This window comes from Pseudenhygromyxa sp. WMMC2535, assembly GCF_011083025.2.
Window position 1 is genome coordinate 9,174,469 of the sequence record NZ_JABJWV010000001.1, and the last position, 15,483, is coordinate 9,189,951.

Below are 15,483 nucleotides of genomic sequence, written 5' to 3' on the forward strand. Positions count from 1 at the left end.
AGGCGCGACTACTCGCCGTACACGCGCTCCCCAGTGCGCCCGCAGGTGTCCTCGGCCGTCACCACGAAGCGCAGCCGAGTGTCCTCGCCGATATGAAAGTCGTAGGGCAACAAGAGCAGCACGTCGCGCAGCTCGAGCCAGCCCTCGGCGGTCTCGCGCAGCTCGTCCTCGCCCACGACCATGATCCGCGGCCCGCCGACGGCGTCGCTCGACAGCCACGAGGCCTCGTCGGCGCAGTCTTCGACGCTCGGCTCACAGGTCTGCGCCTCGAAGCTCAGCTGGTGCATGCGGCGATCGAGGTTGGGGTTGCGCAGCTGGATGCCGGTCCAGATGTGCATGCCGCCTTGGGAGCCATAGTGAACCGTCGGGATGGCGTCTTCGGCCAGGGCCATGAAGCCGCCCTCGCCGTCGCCATCACCCGCGACGATCTCGATGTCCCCGGATTGCTCATCGGCGCGACAGTCGAGGGCGGGGGTGAACTCGGGGCCGTTGTCTCCGCAGCCGAGCACGTCGTCGCCGCAGCCCACGTACTCGCCCCCGCAGTCGGTGAAGCCCAGCAGCGCCACGAGCGACGAGGCGGCCAAGACGAGCGTGAGCAGCGGGTGCGCAGACGAGCGCACGGGCGAGGTTGCAGCAGGGCCGACCATCGCTCGGCTAGTCGCGCGCGAAGCACCACTGGTTCAATGCGTGCTCCACGAAAAACGTGAGTCTTCCCCCGTTCAGATCCGCGCGCACGCCGACGGGTCAGGGCGCTCGGGCGGTTCGCTATACTCCGGGGCGCATGAAGCTGACTGGTCGGATCCTCTGGCTCACTGACGACACCTCTGCCCTCGCGGCCCAGCTCTCGGGCAACGACCCGAGCTTCGATCCCGCCGATCCCCCGGCCCTGCACTTTGGCGTCAACACCGACGCGATGATCAACGGCGCGGCCTGCACCTTGGGCTACACCGGCGAGATCCTCGGGCCTTACTTCCTGCAGAACTTCAAGGACACGGTGGCCGTCGACGCCGTCCGCGAGGGCAGCTTTCAGGTCGTCGTGGGCGGCGACGCCTACGGGACCGGGAGCAGCCGCGAGGTCGCCGTGGTCGCCCACCAGGGCGCCGGCATCGAGCTCGTGGTCGCGCGCAGCTTCCAGCGCATCTTCCAGGAGAACATGGTCTACGCCGGCCTGCCCTTCACCACCGACTTCGGGGTGATCGACCAGCTGCGCGCGGGCGAGGACGTCGACCTCGCCGCCCTCGGCCAGGCCCTGCCGCCCTTCTTCCGCGCCGTCAGCGAGGCCGGCGGGCTGATGCCCTACGGCACCAAGATCCTCGCCGGCGAGATCGGGCCGACCTACGCGATCGAGCGTGAGGCCCGGCCGATGACCTGCATCGAGAAGATCGTCGCCGGCAAGGCCTGGCGCGGCCCCGGCCAGGACCCGATCTACGGCGTCGCCTCGGTCAAGCCCGGCGACCAGGTGCTGTGCGAGGCCGACTTCCGCGGCATGCACGAGTACACCGGCGGCATGGTCATGAAGCTCTACGCCGACGAGTGGGGCAAGGCGCCGGTTCACCAGCCCGAGCTCGCCGCCGCCTTCGAAGATCACTTCGTGCTCATCGACCACGACACCGTGCCCCTGGGCGTCAAACAAAAGCGGCTGATCCCCGCGCGCAACCTCGCCAACGAGATGATCGAGGCCTGCGAGCGCAACGGCATCCGCCTGCACGGGCCCGGGCGGCTCAAGGCCGGCGTCTGCCACCGCATCGTCGTCGAGGACTACGCCCGCCCCGGCGACATCATCGTGCTCACCGACAGCCACACGCCGACCGCCGGGGTCATGAACGCCTTCGCCTTCGGCGTGGGCTCCACGGCCATGGCCTTCGCCCTGCGCACCGGGATGATCCCCGTGACCGTGCCCAAGACCGTGCGCGTGTGGGTCGAGGGCGACGCCCGCGGGGTGCTCTCGCCCAAGGACCTGGTCCTGCACCTGATCGGCGACCCCTTCTTCCGCGAGGAGCACTGGCGCGAGTCGCCCACCGACACCTGCGTGATCCAGCTCGGCGGCCCCGGCCTCGACCAGTGGAACGTCGACGAGCTCAGCGTGATCACCAACATGACCGTCGAGGGCGGGCTGATGACCGGCATCGTCGAGCCCTGCGAGCCGCTGCGCGCGTTCTTGCGTGACAAGCGTGGCCAGGACTACGGCGATCGCTTCGTCGCTCCCGACGAGGGCGCGAGCTACGTCAAGACCATCACCGTCAACCTCGACGAGGTCCCGCTGACCGTGGCGACCCCCGGTGACTCGCGCAACCGCAAGCCGCTCACCGACGTCGGCGACGTGGCGATCCACAACGTGGTGATCGCGTCTTGCACCGGCGGCTCGCTCGCGGATCTCCGCGCCGCGGCCGAGGTCCTGCGCGGGCGCAGCCTGGCCGAGGGCGTGCGCGTCACCGTGACGCCATCGAGCGCCGACGTGGCCGCGGCCGCCCGCGCCGAGGGCCTGCTCTCGCTCTTCTCCGACATCGGCGTGGTCGTGTCCGAGCCCGGCTGCGGCTCGTGCATCGGCAACGGCCCCGGGGTCCCGCTCGAAGGTGAGACCACCGCGAGCACGACCAACCGCAACTTCGATCGGCGCATGGGCGCGCCGGGGCCGGTCTACCTGGTCTCGCCCGCGGTCGCGGCCGCCTCGGCGGTCACCGGCAAGCTCTGCGATCCGCGGGGGCTCTAGGAGCCCGCTGGCCGCGAAGGGGGCCTTCGCATGGGCCCCTCGTTCCCCCTTGCCAGCGAGCCATGGCCAACGACCCCGACTATCGCGCCCAGCACCAGCTGCGCATGGCGTGGATGCCCTGGCTCTACTTCAAGCTCACGCCAGCGCAGCGCGCCTGGGCCGAGCCGTGGCAGGCCGAGGTCCAGGCCCAGCTGTGCGCCGTCGAGGCCGTCGAGATCGGGCCCGGCTGCTTCATCGCCCCGCAGGCACGGATCTTCGCCCAGCCCCACCGCGAGGTCCGCCTCGGCGCGCGCGTGGGCGTGGGCGCCGAGGCTTTTTTGCACGGCCCGATCGATCTCGGCGATGACGTGAGCGTCAACCCCCGGGTGATCATGGATGGCGGTCGCGCGGGGATCCGTGTGGGCGCGGGCACACGCATCGCCGCCGGGGCCAAGCTCTTCGCCTTCGACCACGGCATGGATCCCGGCGCGGAGCTCCGCAGCCAGGCCGTGCGCTCGCGGGGCATCGAGGTCGGCCGCGACGTCTGGCTCGCCGCGGACGTCGGCGTCACCGACGGGGTCAGCGTCGGCGATCACGCGGTCGTCGCCATGGGAGCCGTGGTCACCCGTGACGTGCCCCCCTGGGCCATCGTCGCCGGGGTGCCTGCGCGCCAGATCGGGGATCGCCGCGAGCGCAAAGCCTGAGCCCCCGCGCGCCCCCGCCGTGGGTACAATCCCCGCCATGGACAGTGACCTCCAGCTCTTCGCCGACTGGGCCCAGGGAGACCAGCGCGCCGGTGAGCGCCTCTTCGAGCGTCACTACGAAGGCGTCGCTCGCTTCTTCCGCAACAAGGCCGGCGACCACTGGCCCGAGCTGTGCCAGCGGACCTTCCTGACCTGCGTGGAGGTCCGCGACAAGTTCCGCGCCGAGGGCAGCTTCCGCTCGTTCTTGTTCGGGATCGCCTACCGCCAGCTCTACCGCTTCTTTCGTGAGCGGGCCAGGGACCCCGAGTCCGTCGACTTCCAGCTGCGCTCGGTCCAGGACTTCGACCCCTCGCTGAGCTCCGTCGTCGCGGCCAACCAAGAGGAGCGCCTGCTGCTCGCGGCCCTGCGCCGCATCCCCCTCGAGTATCAGGTGATCCTCGAGCTCCACTACTGGGAGGACATGACGGCCAAGGCCTGCGCCGAGGTCCTCGACGTGCCCCTGGGCACGGCCAAGACCCGGCTCCGCCGCGGCCGCCAGCTGCTCGAGGCCGAGCTCGCCAAGGACGCGCCCTCGGAGGAGGTCCTCACCCGCACGCTCTCCGACCTCGAGGGCTGGGCCCGCCGCCTCCGCGAGCAGCTCGACCACTGAGCCGCGCCGCCGTGGACGACGAAGAGACCCTGGCCCACGGCCCGAGCGGCAGCTCGGACGATCGAGCAGACGGCCGACCAGATGGCCGAGCCGATCCGCACGCGGAGACTCGAGCCGACGCGAGCGCGCCCGCCCGCCCCGTGCTCGACGAGCCCGACGAGCCCGACGCAGCCGCGGACGCCTCCCTCGCGGCGTCCAATATCCCCGGGCTGCGCCGCGGCAAGCACCAGGCTCCGGCGGGCTTCGACGACTTCGAGGGCAAGCGCCAAAAGCAGCTGATCGCCGCGGCGATCTTCGGCCGGGCGCCCAAGCCGACGATGCTCGATCGCTACACGGTGATCCGCGAGCTCGGGGCGGGGGCCATGGGCAAGGTCTACCTCGCCTACGACGACCAGCTCGATCGCCGCGTGGCCATCAAGCTGCTCCACGGGAGCGTGGGCGGCGACTCCGAGGCCAAGCGCCGGCTCCAGCGCGAGGCCCAGGCCATGGCCAAGCTCTCGCATCCAAACGTGGTCACGGTCTACGAGGTCGGCAGCTACGAGGGCGAGCTCTTCGTGGCCATGGAGTACGTCAAGGGCCAGGACCTGCGCAGCTGGCTGGCCGCGGCGACCCGCGAGCTCGAGGCCCTGCGCGCCGTCTTCCTCGCCGCAGGAGCCGGGCTCGCGGCGGCCCACGACGCCGGCCTGGTCCACCGCGACTTCAAGCCCGACAACGTCCTCGTCGGCGACGACGGGCGCGCCCGCGTGGCCGACTTTGGCCTCGCCTATGGCCTGCGCGGCGCCGACACGAGCAACACGGAGGACGAGCGCGCGAGCACCAGCGCGAGCGCCCTCGACCTCGACCTGACGCGGACGGGCGCACTGGTCGGGACGCCGGCCTATATGTCGCCCGAGCAGATGATCGGCCTGCCCACCGACGCGCGCAGCGATCAGTTCAGCTTCTGCGTCGCGCTGTGGGAGGCCCTCCACGGCCAGCGCCCCTTCCACGGCGACACCATGAACGCGCTCTCGGAGCGGGTCATCGGCGGGCAGCTCACGCCGCCGCCGGGTGAGCCGCTCGGCGGCGCCCTGGCGTGGATGCACGCCGTCGCCCTGCGCGGGCTGTCGACGGATCCCAGCGAGCGCTGGCCGGACATGCACGCGCTCCTCGACGCCCTCGCCGACGACCCGGCGGCGCGGCGACGCAGGCGGCGACGCGGGATCGCCCTGGCCGTGGCCACGACCACGCTGCTCGCCGCCCTCGCCGGCGTGGCGACCCGGGAGCTGCGCGGCAACGCCCGCCATCGCTACTGGAACGCGCTGACCGAGCAGCTGCTCGCCCTCGAGCGCGAGCGTGGCTTTCGCCAGGCCGAGGACGACGCCCAGCGGGCCCGCGACGCGACCAAGATGAGCGTCTATCGCCGCTACCGCGCCAGGGTCGGGGCGGCCGAGCACGAGGATCCAACGGTCGCCGCGGCGCTCCTGCGCGAGGTCGGCGAGGAGGCGCGAGGCAGCGAGGCGTGGATCTCGGCGGCCAACCTCGCCCTCGGCCGGCCGCTGAGCCACGCGCTGCTCACCGATCACGCCGACACGATCTTCGCCCTGAGCTTCTCGCCCAGCGAAGACGCGCTCTACTCGGCCGCGGCCGACGGCGAGGTCCGACGCTGGGACCTGGCCAGCGGCCGCGGCGAGCGGCTCTATCGCCACGCGGGCGCCGTCAATGCGCTGACCTCGAGCCCCGACGGCCGCACCCTCGCCTCGGCCGCGGAGGACGGCACGCTCCGCACCTGGCGGACCGACGCCGGCGAGGGGTTGCTCTTGCAGGCGGACGCGGGGCTCACCGCCGCGCAGATCGATCCGCGCGGGCGCCTGCTCGTGGCCACGGGCAGGCAGGGGCGCGCGTGGCTGCTGCCCCTCGCCGGCAGCGAGCGCCGCGTGCTCGACGACCACGGCGCGGCCGTGCTCGCCGCGGACTTCGACGACAGCGGCGCGCTCGTCCTGACCGCCGCCGCCGACGGCCGCGCCCGGCTGTGGCGAAGCCGCGATGGGGCCCTGCTCGCGACCTTGGTCGGCCACAGCGCGCCCATCTATCACGCGCGCATCGCCACCACCCCCGACGCCCCCGAGGGCGCGAGCGGCCACGGTCACGACGCGCCGGCCTGGGCGATCACCGGCGCCGACGACGGTACGATCCGCGCCTGGCCGCTGACCGGCGAAGGCCACGAGCAGGTCGGCGAGGCCGTCCTGCTCGCCGATCACGGCGCGGCGATCTCGGCCCTCGACCTCGCCGTGATCACCGTGGGCGCGGGCACGAGCGCCGCGCCCACGCGGGTGGCGAGCGCGGCCATCGACGGCAGCGTGTACCTCAGCGAGCTGCCCGAGCCGGGCGCGCAGCCACGGCCGCCGCGAGCCGTCAGCGGGCACACGGCCGGGGTCTGGAGCCTGGCCGTGACCGCCGAGGGCGACCTGATCACGGCCGCCCTCGACGGCGTCGCCAGGGTCTTCCCCGCCAACGCGGCGGGCGAGCTCGGCCCCCCCAGGGCGCTCACCGGCCACCGCGAGCCGCTGCTGCGCCTGGCCGTCTCGCCCTCGGGGCGCTGGCTGGCCACGGGCTCCTGGGACACGGACGTGCGCGTGTGGGACCTCGAGCGCCCAGCCCTCGAGCGCCCCCTGATCGGCCACCGCGACAAGCTCCAGAGCGTGGCGATCGACGGCGCAGGCCGCCGCGTGCTCACGGCCTCCAGCGATCGCAGCGCGCGGGTCTGGGACGCCGAGACCGGCGCCAGCGTGGCCCGCCTCGACGCCCCTCGCCCCCTCAACCTCGCCGTGTTCAGCCCCGACGGCGCCCGCGTCGTCGCCGGCCACGACAACGGGATGCTCAGCGCCTGGCTGCTCGACAGCGGCGAGCACCTCGAGCGCCCGGCCCACGCCACGGGCGTCCGCGCCCTGAGCTTCTCCCCCGACGGCGCCCGCCTGGCCTCGGCCTCCTCCGACGGCAGCGCCAAGATCTGGCGCGCCGATCTGAGCGAGGCGCCGCTGGTCCTTCGCGGCCACGAAGATCGGGTCATGCGCGTGGCCTTCGATGTTGCCGGCGAGCGGCTGATCACGGCCTCGGCCGACGCCACCGCCAGGGTCTGGGACGCCGAGACCGGCGCGCTCGTCAGCCTGCTCAGCGGCCACGAGGGCGCGATCCGGGCGCTCGCCTCGAGCCCCGACGGCCGCGTGTGGGCGACCGCCGCCGACGACCACAGCGCCCGGCTGTGGCCCGAGCTCGACCCCGCCCGCGCCCTCGTGCTCAGCGGCCACCAAAAGCGCGTCCACGCCGTCGCCTTCTCCCCCAGCGGCGCCCGCGTGGTCACGGCCTCGGCCGACGCCACCGCCAGGGTCTGGGACGCCGAGACCGGCGCGCTCATCAGCGTGCTCAGCGGCCACGCCGGCGCGCTGTGGGACGCCTGCTTCGTCGACGAGGACCGGGTGCTGAGCGCCAGCGACGACAACAGCCTGCGGCTGTGGTCCGTCGCCGGTGACGAGGCGACGATCGAGCTGATCGGCCACGCCGACGCCGTCACCGGCCTGGCCCTCGCCCCGGATCGCCGCTGGACGGTCTCGGCCTCCGTCGACGGCAGCGCGAGGATCTGGCGCCTCGAGCTGCTCGGCGCGGACCCGACCCTGCTCGTCGAGGCGCTGCGCGCAGCGACCCTCGCCTGCCTCGCGCCGGCGCAGCGCGAGCGCGAGCTCGGCGAGGCCCCGCCCGAGGCCGCCCGCGCCTTCGCGGCCTGCGAGCGCGGCTACGGGCGCTGAAAAAGGGGCCGCCCCCTCGGGCCGGCCCCTCGCGCGTTGCGATCGCCCCGGCTCACCCCTCGCGCTGAACCGTGATCGGGTTGGACTGACTCGTGGTCTCCCCCGTCTCGTCGATCAGCCCAAAGATCAGCGTGGCCGAGCTGATGTCCGCCGGCGCCTCGATGATCACCTGGGTCACGCCCACGCTCGAGTCGTTGAGGCTCTCGACGACCTCATCGTCGAAGTCGTAGATCGTCTCGTTGCGCTCGTCGTCATAGGCGATCATCGAGACCGAGATGATCGAGCCCTGGTAGTCCGCGGCCACCGACATGATCACGGTGTCGTCGGGCTCGGTCGACGCCGTGTCGGGGGGCACGTCGACGTTGCAGTAGGGGCAGACGGGGACCTCGGGCTGGGGTGAGGCGAGCGAGCTGCTCACGCTCTCGGCGCAGACCGGGTCGTCCCCGCTCAGCTCCGTGGAGAAGGTGATCGTCGTCGAGTTCGAGACCGCCGCCTCGACCTCGGCGAAGTAGTCCGCGTAGTAGGTCGCCCCCGCGGCGGGCTGCGCCTCGCAGTCGAGCTCCGGGCAAGCCGGGCCAGAGCCGCCCGCGCACGCGCTCGCCAGGGCTGCGCAGACCGAGATCCGATGGATCTCGAGGTCGGCCCCGGACTCGTCCCCGGACCAGGCGATGTCGGCGTCCTTGCCCAGGCCCCAGCCGCTCGCGTAGAGCAGCTCGGCGACCTCGTGGGGGCGCAGCTGCGGGCGGTAGGACCAGATCAGCGCGGCCACCCCCGTGGCCACGGCGGCCGACACCGAGGTCCCGGTCAGCGCCGTCTGCGAGTCGGACATGCTGACCCCGCGGGTGCCGAGGGCGGCGAGGCGCGAGGCCCCCCCCTCTCGCCCGTTGATCAGCCGGTGGTCGAATTCATCGACGCCGTCGACCGCGTAGACGAGCGGGCGGTATTCGTCGTCCCCGAACACCGGCCGCTCCTCGGAGCCGCCGAGGGGGAAGCCGAGGCGCTCACACTCGGTCACCGTCGGCGCGCTGCTCTGCTCGAGATCGGCCGGGGCGAGCACGCCGCGATGCAGGTGCGGGCAGTCCTCGTCCGGGTTGTTGCCCGTCGACACGAAGACCAGCGCGCCCTGGCAGGCCGCGTACTGGAGCGCGGCCTCCACCGCCCGCGCGGGGCCCCGGCTCGGATCCAAGGAGTCCGGGAGCTCGCGCTCCCAGCCGAGGCTGAGGTTGAGGATCAAGCGCGAGGGCGTGCCCTCCGGGTCGGCCTCGCGCTGCGCCTGCCAGCCGACCACGGCCTCGTAGATGCCCAGCGCGATGTCGCCCTGGGTCCCGTTGTCGCCGCCCACCAGCCAGTCCGGCTCGATCTCCCAGCTCTCCCGGGGCATGGCCATGGCGTGGAAGACACCGCTCACGCAGGCCGACTCGCCCCCGGGACAGGCGATGTCGCGGACCAGCGCGGCCATCTGCAGGCCGTGCTCGTTGAGTGGAAGGATCGCCTCGTCCCGCCCCGCCAGCGCCGAGACCGTGTCGACGACGCCCACGGCCACGTACTCGCGCTCCGCCTGGGTGTCGCCCAGCTCCAGCTCGCTCACCCAGTCGATGTTCTCGCGGAAGGCCTCGCCGAGAGCAGCGCGCACGCTCTCTTCGTTGAGCCCGGACTGCGGCGCCTCGCCCATGCAGTCCGTCCCGACGGAGCCGAGCTGCATGACCGTCGACGCCTCGACGGCCGCGAGCATCTCGTCATAGTCCTCCTCCAGCGCGTCGAATTCCGGGTTGAAGGCGCAGTAGCGCCCGAGCTCTCCCGGGGCCTCCCGGCCCATCTCGACCAGCCCCGGCGAGCCCGACTCGAACAGGCGAGTCGCGCTCCAGCCATCCGGGAGGGTGTCGAGCTCGCAGCTGTCGGCGGGGTCATCGAGCACGCCGATCAGGTGAGCCCCCGGGCAGCCGATCCCCGGCGCCCCCTCGAGCAGCCCGGTCGAGTCCTCGTCCTCCCCGCTCGCGCCCGTGTCCGTGTCCGTGCAGCCGACCGCGGCCACGCCGAGGGTGAAGGTGAGAGCGAAAGCAGTCTCGATATCCATCCAGTTCATCTTGGTGGGTCTCCTCGTCGAGCAGTGTCGCCAAGACGGCGGTGGGATTGCGACGAGATCAAAAAAATATCGGGCGCTCACGAATGCACGCTCCCCGCGCGCTCGTGAGCCCCGTCGTCGCTCCCCTGGTCGGGGGTCGGCCGCGGACCCCACCCGTCCGCGGCCGACCCTCACCAGCGTCCTCGTCAGTTGCAGATATCCACGACCTCCGTCAGCTCGGAGCCCGAGGGAACGTCGCTGAGGGTCTCGGCCAGCTCCCAGGTCTGGGTCACCACGTCGAAGTACTCCACGTCGATGGTGTCGACCGAGTACACGACGTTGTCGGTCTTGAGGTAGACCCCCGCGACGTCGACGATCCGCCCGTAGTCCATGCCCAGCCACGACTGCCCGACCACGTCGGTGTCGAAGGTCTTCCACAGCGTGCTCGTGTCGTCGTCGAAGGCGTTCTCGGGCAGCGACCAGCTGCGCGAGTCCCCGCTGTCGATCGCCGTGCCCCCGTTCTCGACCTCGGTGCAGTCCTCATCCGCGCAAAAGTCGATCTCGCGGAACACCCACTGCCCGGTGTTCGCCTGAACCGCGCCGTTGCGCAGGCGCCACTTGGTCGGGAAGTGCTCGCGCGCCGCGACCGGGAAGGTCAGCTCCGAGCCCGAGGGCACCCCGCTGAGGTAGTCGGAGGTCACCCACTCCTGATCGATGATGTCGAAGTACTCGACGAAGATCGTGTCGACCGAGTACACGACGTTGTCGGTCTTGAGGTAGAGGCCCTCGATCTCGGTGATCTGGTCGCCGTAGTCCATTCCCAGCCACGACTGCCCGGCCACGTCGGTGTCGAAGGTCTTCCACAGCGTGCCCGTGTCGTCGTCGAAGGCGTTCTCGGGCAGCGACCAGCTGCGCGAGTCGCCGCTGTCGATCGCCGTGCCTCCGTTTTCGACCTCGGTGCAGTCGTTGTCCGCGCAAAAGTCGATCTCGCGGAACACCCACTGCCCGGAGTTCTCCTGGACCGAGGCGTTGCGCACCCGCCACTTGCTCGGGAAGCGCTCGCGGACGTGGACGTCGTAGGTCAGCTCCGAGCCCGAGGGCACGTCGCCGAGGTAGTCGGCGATCACCCAGCTCTCGCTCTCGGCGTCGTAGTACTCGACGTAGATCGTGTCCACGGAGTACACGACGTTGTCGGTCTTGAGGTAGAGGCCGTGCACGGCGGTCGGGGTGCCAAAGTCGAGGCCGATCCACGACTGGCCGGCGACGTCGGTGTCGAAGGTCTTCCACAGCGTGCTCGTGTCGCCGTCGAAGGCGTACTCGGGCGGCGCCCAGCTGGCCGAGTCGCCGCTGTCGATCGCCGTGCCGGTCAGCGGCTGCTCACAGGCCGCGTCAGCGCAAAAGGCGAGCTCGCGGAACACCCACTGCCCGGTGTTCTCCTGGACCGAGGCGTTGCGGATCCGCCACTTCGTGGCCTGGGGCGCGTCCTGCTCGCAGACCGGCGCGGCGCGGAGGTCTTCGCCCTCGGAGAGCTCGAGCTCGTCCTCGTCGAGGACCTCGTCGGTGTCGCAGCCCGTCGACGACAAGGTGAAGGCGAGCGAGGAGAGAGCGAGGAGGATCTTGAAGGTGTCTTGGGCTTGGATGTTCATGGCTCGCTGGGCAGTGCCAGCGGCGGCCCGGAGGGATTGCGGTGATCGAAAAAAAAACCGCCGCTGCCCACTTTGTGCAGGCCTTGCGGTCTCCCCGCCCAGCCGGGTAGCTGCGCGCGGACGCAGCCTGCGCCCCCTCGGATTCGCCCCGCGGGCGACATACACTCCACACCATGGCCGTCATCGAGACCCGCAACCCCGCGACCGGCGAGCCCCTGCCGCCCGTAGAGGCCACGCAGCCCGAGCAGCTCGCCAAGATCATCGCCGACGCCCGCGCGGCCCAGCGCGAGTGGGCCGCGCGCGACTTCGAAGATCGCGCCGCCTTCGCGGAGCAGCTGATCGCCCGGGTCAGCGACGCCGAGATCGTCGACGAGCTCGCCCGCAGCGTCGCCCAGGAGATGGGCAAGCCGCTGCGTCAGGCCCGAGCCGAGATCGCCAACGTCCGCAACCGCAGCCGCGCCTTCGTCGACCGGGCCCGCGAGGCCTGCAAGGCCGAGGTCGGCGTCGAGGGCAGCATCGAGGTGACCACGACCTGGCGCCCGCTGGGCGTCGTCGCCGTGATCGCGCCGTGGAACTTCCCGGTCAGCACCCCCAACAACCTCGCGCTCTCGGCGATCCTCACCGGCAACGCGGCGGTCCTCAAGCCCTCCGAATTCACCCCGCGCAGCGGCGCCCTCTACCACGCGCTGATCGCCGACCTCCTGCCTCCGGGGCTGCTCGGCCTCGTCCAGGGCGGCGGCGAGATCGGCCGCGCGCTCGTCCAGGCCGAGGTCGACATGGTCGCCTTCACCGGCTCCATCGCCACCGGCCAGGCGATCATGCGCGAAGCCGCCGGAGGCATGAAGCGCCTGGTCCTCGAGCTCGGCGGCAAGGATCCGATGCTGATCTTGCCCGGAGCCAACGTCGACGCGGCGGCCGACTTCGCCGTGCGCAACTCCCTGACCAACTGCGGCCAGGTCTGCGTGGCGACCGAGCGCGTGTTCGTGCACCGGGACCTCGAGGCCGAGTTCATCGCCGCCGTGCGCGAGCGCGTGGCCGGCTACAGCGTCGGGGATCCCCTGTCCGAGGACACTGACTACGGGCCCATGGCCAGCGAGCGCCAGCGCGAGATCGTCCTCGAGCAGCTCGCCGACGCCCGCGAGCGCGGGGCCGAGTTCGTGGTCGAAGGCCAAAAACGAGGGCCCGGCTACTGGCTCGGGCCCAGCGTGGTCCGCGGGGTCGCCGACGACATGCGCCTGGCTCGTGAAGAGACCTTTGGCCCCGTGGTGGCGATCTCCACCTTCGCCGAGACCGACGAGGCCGTCCGCCGGGCCAACGCCACGCCCTATGGACTCGGCGCCTCGGTCTGGGGACCGCCGGGACCCGAGACCGAGGCCGTCGCGGGACGGCTCGAGGCCGGCATGGTCGGCATCAACCGAGGCCTGAGCGCCGCCGCGGGGGCCCCCTGGGTCGGCTGGAAGATGTCTGGCTACGGGTACACGCGCAGCGTCGCGGGTATGCGGAATTTCATGCAGCCGCAGACTCACGCCCGGAACGTCGGCTAGCCCCCACCCTGCCGGGACTCCCGGCCTGCGCAGGCGCCGGACTCTGCTATCGTCCACGCCATGCGAACCCTGGCGAGCGTGCTCGAGGACGCCATCGCCCGCGCGGCGTACGAGGTCGTACTCGAGTCCGGACAGCCGGTGGTCTACTCGACGCCGCGAGGCAGCGAAGCGGAGCGCACCGTGCTCCCGCGCCCGGACCTCTTCGACATGATCACCTCGGCCGTCGACGAGGCCCAGCAGGTCGAGCTCGCCGTCGGCAACTCCGTCGAGTTCGAGTTCGAGGCCGGCTCGGCCTGGACCGTGCACGCCGAGCCGGGCGTCGACGGCATGCGCGTCCGAGCCGCGCGCGATCCAAGCGTGGACCCCGTCGGCGTCGCGCCGACCTTCGAGGAGGACCTCGGCAAGCTCGAGGATCCGAGCCTCGGCTTCTCGGCCGCCGACTCCACCCGCGGCGGCACGCTCCCGCCCCTGGTCGCCGGCAAGCGCGGCGGCTCGGTCCTCGACCAAAACCCCTCGGCGCCCTTCGAGAGCGGGACCTGGGCCCTCGACGATGACGACGAGGAGGACTTCGACTTCGCGTTCTCGGCCGAGAAGGCGAACCGCTCGTCGACCTCGCTGCGCGTCGAGATCGATCCCAACGCCAAGCCCGCGGGCGTCCCCTCCGGGCGGACCACCGACGACTACATCGGCGTGCCCGCCGACGACGACGACGAGGAGCCCTTCGATCCCTTCTCCTCGTCCCTGAGCTCACCGGCCGCGGGCAGCGAGGGCGTCCCCGCGAAGACCTCGGGCTTCGCCGACACGCCCACCGCGGGCACCCCCACGATCCCCCTGAAGCCGCCCCCAGCCGCCGCCCCGCCCAAGATCCCCACCCCCGCGAGCCCTCCTCCCCCCGCGCGACCGCCCGCCGACGTCGCGCCCGGGGCCGTCGCCGCCGGGGCGCCGACCTTGCGGGTCTATCAGGCCGACGCCTCGCGAGCCGCCACCCAGCGCGAGCTCCAGGCCATGTCCTCACACGCGCACCAGGCCACGACCCACCGCGAGATCAGCGTGCAGAGCTCCCCCGACGCCGACACGCGCCGCGAGCTCCCCACCTTTGGCCGCGGCGCCGCCGAGCTCAACGAGCTCGTCGCGGGCGTCGGCGAGGGCACCTTGGTCTACGTCACCTGGCCGGGCTTCACCGAGACCTTCGCCCAGGCCTTCCAGTCCCCCGCCATCGTCCTCGACGAACGCGACGATCCCCGCGAGGTCTGGACGCGGCTGCGGACCATGCCCGTGGGCGCGATTGTCATCGTCCGCCGCGAGGATCCCAGCGCCCTGCTCGGATGGATCCTTCGCCGCCTCGAGGAGGGCTACCGCGTGTTCCTCGAGACCCGCGCGCGCAGCCCCGAGGGGGCCCGCCGCGTGCTCCTGGGCCTCGACGCCGGGCCCCGCGCCGAGGCCTGGCTCGACGAGCAGCTCGAGCTCATCGTCGAGCCAGGCGAAGACGGACCGCTGATCCGCGAGCGCTGACCGGCAGGCCGCTCGCCTCCCCCAGGCCAGGCCGACCCCGCGGGCGGCTTGGACCCATGGCCGCTACAGCCCCGCCAAACGCCCGCGGACGAGATTTTTCCCGACTTGCCACCCACAGCGAGCGCGCGCCCCCCGTGCATTGGTATGAAATAGTGCGCGCGACACTCCAGTACGCACCGCCACGGAGAACACCATGCTCATCTACGCCTACGTCTTCGCCCTCGTTCTCGGCGCCGTGTTGCTCGGCGCTTCGATCTTTCTCGGGGGCGACGACGCCGACGCCGACGCCGACGCCGACATGGACATGGACATGGACGCCGACGCGGATGTCGACGGCGACCTCGACCTCGACGGCCACTCGGGCCACGGCCACGACACCCACGGTGATATTGGCGGGTTCTTTGGCGTCCTCGGCTCGATGCGCTTTTGGACGTTCTTCGCGGCCTTCTTTGGCCTCACCGGCCTGGTCCTCGACGGCTTCGACCTCGCCGAGCCCTTCGTCGCGCTGCCCCTGGCGATCGTCGTCGGCTACCTCTGCGGCTGGATGGCGGTGACCTTGCTGCGCCAGCTCTCCGCCAACGACACGGGCGTGGCCGCGGGCATCGACGACTACGTCGGCAAGAGCGGCGAGATGCTCCTCAGTGCCGGCCCTGGGCGCCTTGGCAAGATCCGCATCGAGCTCAAGGGCACCACCGTCGACGTGCTCGCCAACTGCGAGGACGGCCAGCTCACCCGGGGCCAGCACGCGCTGATCGTCGAGATGCGTGGACACAGCGCCCTGGTCGTCCCGATGCCGGACCACCAGCAGCCCGCCGTCCGTTAGACCTCGAGAAGCCGCGGCGCTCCATCGCGAGCCCGCGGCTTCTGTATGCCCGACCGCTAGACTTCCCTCCTCACA

At 71.9% G+C, this 15,483-nt stretch carries 10 protein-coding genes; 7 read left to right on the forward strand and 3 right to left on the reverse strand.

What is annotated here, in order from left to right; translation table 11 throughout:
- Positions 1-8: 8 nt before the first annotated feature.
- A complete protein-coding gene (locus G6O69_RS35415; RefSeq protein WP_172307885.1) occupies positions 9-620 on the reverse strand; it encodes a hypothetical protein in 612 nt (203 codons plus the stop codon).
- 161 nt (positions 621-781) lie between these two features.
- Between G6O69_RS35415 and G6O69_RS35420 the strand changes: the two genes are divergently transcribed.
- The 4 genes from G6O69_RS35420 to G6O69_RS35435 all read left to right on the forward strand — a co-directional run bounded on the left by G6O69_RS35420 (position 782) and on the right by G6O69_RS35435 (position 7,821).
- Positions 782-2,710, forward strand: coding sequence for an aconitase family protein (locus tag G6O69_RS35420; RefSeq protein ID WP_172307886.1), 1,929 nt, complete (start codon positions 782-784; stop codon positions 2,708-2,710).
- Between the two features lie 62 nt (positions 2,711-2,772).
- The gene (locus G6O69_RS35425) at positions 2,773-3,393 is read left to right on the forward strand and encodes a DapH/DapD/GlmU-related protein (protein ID WP_172307887.1); all 621 of its coding nucleotides are present in this window, start codon (positions 2,773-2,775) and stop codon (positions 3,391-3,393) included.
- Positions 3,394-3,430: 37 nt separating this feature from the next.
- Positions 3,431-4,042 (forward strand): sigma-70 family RNA polymerase sigma factor, encoded by a 612-nt coding sequence (locus tag G6O69_RS35430; protein WP_172307888.1) that lies wholly within the window; start codon positions 3,431-3,433, stop codon positions 4,040-4,042.
- Between the two features lie 11 nt (positions 4,043-4,053).
- The gene (locus tag G6O69_RS35435; RefSeq protein ID WP_172307889.1) at positions 4,054-7,821 is read left to right on the forward strand and encodes a protein kinase; all 3,768 of its coding nucleotides are present in this window, start codon (positions 4,054-4,056) and stop codon (positions 7,819-7,821) included.
- Positions 7,822-7,873: 52 nt separating this feature from the next.
- Here G6O69_RS35435 and G6O69_RS35440 read toward each other — a convergent pair whose 3' ends face one another.
- Together G6O69_RS35440 and G6O69_RS35445 are read right to left on the reverse strand one after the other, a co-directional pair.
- Positions 7,874-9,895: a S8/S53 family peptidase gene (locus G6O69_RS35440; RefSeq protein WP_172307890.1), complete on the reverse strand. Its 2,022-nt coding sequence runs from the start codon at positions 9,893-9,895 to the stop codon at positions 7,874-7,876.
- Between the two features lie 194 nt (positions 9,896-10,089).
- Positions 10,090-11,529, reverse strand: coding sequence for a discoidin domain-containing protein (locus G6O69_RS35445; protein WP_172307891.1), 1,440 nt, complete (start codon positions 11,527-11,529; stop codon positions 10,090-10,092).
- 173 nt (positions 11,530-11,702) lie between these two features.
- Between G6O69_RS35445 and G6O69_RS35450 the strand changes: the two genes are divergently transcribed.
- The 3 genes from G6O69_RS35450 to G6O69_RS35460 all read left to right on the forward strand — a co-directional run bounded on the left by G6O69_RS35450 (position 11,703) and on the right by G6O69_RS35460 (position 15,408).
- Positions 11,703-13,073, forward strand: coding sequence for an aldehyde dehydrogenase family protein (locus G6O69_RS35450; protein ID WP_172307892.1), 1,371 nt, complete (start codon positions 11,703-11,705; stop codon positions 13,071-13,073).
- A 60-nt stretch (positions 13,074-13,133) separates the two neighbouring features.
- The gene (locus G6O69_RS35455) at positions 13,134-14,585 is read left to right on the forward strand and encodes a hypothetical protein (RefSeq protein ID WP_172307893.1); all 1,452 of its coding nucleotides are present in this window, start codon (positions 13,134-13,136) and stop codon (positions 14,583-14,585) included.
- Positions 14,586-14,778: 193 nt separating this feature from the next.
- The gene (locus G6O69_RS35460; RefSeq protein WP_172307894.1) at positions 14,779-15,408 is read left to right on the forward strand and encodes a hypothetical protein; all 630 of its coding nucleotides are present in this window, start codon (positions 14,779-14,781) and stop codon (positions 15,406-15,408) included.
- Positions 15,409-15,483: the final 75 nt, after the last annotated feature.

Excerpts from the sequence above, each read along its gene's own strand:
- G6O69_RS35440 (WP_172307890.1), bottom strand. The coding sequence starts at position 9,895 with ATGGATATCGAGACTGCTTTCGCTCTCACCTTCACCCTCGGCGTGGCC.
- G6O69_RS35445 (WP_172307891.1), bottom strand. The coding sequence starts at position 11,529 with ATGAACATCCAAGCCCAAGACACCTTCAAGATCCTCCTCGCTCTCTCC.
- G6O69_RS35460 (WP_172307894.1), top strand. The coding sequence starts at position 14,779 with ATGCTCATCTACGCCTACGTCTTCGCCCTCGTTCTCGGCGCCGTGTTG.
- G6O69_RS35455 (WP_172307893.1), top strand. The coding sequence starts at position 13,134 with ATGCGAACCCTGGCGAGCGTGCTCGAGGACGCCATCGCCCGCGCGGCG.
- G6O69_RS35450 (WP_172307892.1), top strand. The coding sequence starts at position 11,703 with ATGGCCGTCATCGAGACCCGCAACCCCGCGACCGGCGAGCCCCTGCCG.
- G6O69_RS35425 (WP_172307887.1), top strand. The coding sequence starts at position 2,773 with ATGGCCAACGACCCCGACTATCGCGCCCAGCACCAGCTGCGCATGGCG.
- G6O69_RS35420 (WP_172307886.1), top strand. The coding sequence starts at position 782 with ATGAAGCTGACTGGTCGGATCCTCTGGCTCACTGACGACACCTCTGCC.
- G6O69_RS35430 (WP_172307888.1), top strand. The coding sequence starts at position 3,431 with ATGGACAGTGACCTCCAGCTCTTCGCCGACTGGGCCCAGGGAGACCAG.